This is a genomic window from Kushneria indalinina DSM 14324 (assembly GCF_003385845.1).
In the GTDB taxonomy this organism is placed as follows: domain Bacteria; phylum Pseudomonadota; class Gammaproteobacteria; order Pseudomonadales; family Halomonadaceae; genus Kushneria; species Kushneria indalinina.
The window spans coordinates 1-1,652 of the sequence record NZ_QRDJ01000005.1; the positions used below are offsets into that span (position 1 = coordinate 1).

The window sequence follows — 1,652 nt, forward strand, 5'->3', positions numbered from 1 at the left end:
GGCCGCGATATCCCGGTCACCGGCTCGGTAACCGGCGAGTATGCTGCCGGCGACATCGTTACCCTGACCGTCGGCGATCAGAGCTACATCGGTGCAGTAAACGGCGACGGTACTTTTAGCATCAACGTCCCTGGTAGCCAGCTGGCGCAAAGCGATTCAATTCGTGCCGAGGTCAGTCACACAGACGCGGCCGGTAATGTGGGTTCGGCGAACACCGCGGCGAGCTATGCCGTTGATACCGACATTCCGGTTGTCACCATCAGCCTCGATACCATTGCCGGCGATGACGTCATCAACGCCGCGGAAGCCGCGCAGGATGTGGCCATCACCGGTCGTGCCGGGGGCGATGCTGCACCCGGCGATACCGTTACCGTCTCGGTTGGCGGGCAGAGCTACTCCACGGTAGTAGGCCAGAACGGTGCGTTCAGCGTCGCCGTGCCGGGCTCGATTCTCGCTGCTGCCGGGGCCAGCAGTGTCTCGGCGTCGGTCAGTCATACGGATGCGGCCGGCAACGTCGGCAGTGCCGAGACCGCCCGTGACTACGGGGTCGACACTACGCCGCCAGATCTCGCCATCCAGCTTGATACCATCGCCGGCGACAATATCGTCAACGCCGAGGAATCCGGTCGGAATATTCCGGTGACCGGCTCGGTCAGCGGCGAGTTTGCTGCCGGCGATATCGTCACTATCACAGTCGGCGAGCAGACCTACACCGGCGCGGTCAACAGTGACGGCACCTTCTCGATCAGCGTGCCCGGTAGCCAGCTGGCGCAGAGCGATTCAATTCGTGCCGACGTTAGTCATACCGACGCGGCGGGCAATACCGGCTCGGCCAATGCTGCTGTAAATTATTCGGTCAGCACTGATCTGCCCGTTGTTACCATCAGCCTCGATACGATCGCGGGTGACGACGTCATCAATGCTGCGGAAGCCGCAGAGGATGTGACCATCACCGGCCGCGCCGGTGGCGATGCAGTGCCCGGTGATGCCGTTACGGTCAGCGTCGGCAACCAGAGTTATACGGCCACTGTCGGTCAGAACGGCGCGTTCAGCGTCGCTGTTCCCGGCAGCGTGCTGGCTGCTGCTGGTGCCAACAGTGTGTCGGCGTCGGTCAGTCACACGGATGCGGCAGGTAATACCGGCAGCGCCGAGACCGCTCGCGACTATGGCGTCGACACTACACCGCCGGAACTGGTTATCCAGCTCGATACCATTGCCGGCGACAACATCGTCAACGCCGACGAGGCCGGTCAGACCATTCCGGTAACCGGTTCAGTTTCGGGCGAGTTTGCAGCTGACGACATCGTCACCCTGACTGTGGGTGGTCAGAGCTACACCGGCGCCGTAAATGCTGACGGCATCTTCTCGATCAACGTGCCCGGCAGCCAGCTGGTGCAGAATAATTCGATCAGCCTGGAGGTTAGCCACACCGACGCGGCGGGTAATACCGGCTCTGCCAACACCGCAGCGAGCTACGCCGTCGATACCACCATTCCCGTCGTCACGATCTCGCTGGAGTCGATCGCCGGTGACGACGTTATCAACGCCGCGGAAGCCGCGCAGGATGTCACCATCACCGGTCGTACCGGCGGTGATGCCGCACCCGGTGATACCGTCACGGTCAGCGTGGGCAACCAGAGCTATACGGCTAC

General features: G+C 62.5%; 1 protein-coding gene. It reads left to right on the forward strand.

The window, feature by feature from the left end:
- Positions 1-1,652, forward strand: a 1,652-nt coding sequence (locus C8D72_RS00090; RefSeq protein ID WP_115852407.1) for an Ig-like domain-containing protein, incomplete at both ends; no start/stop codon positions are given.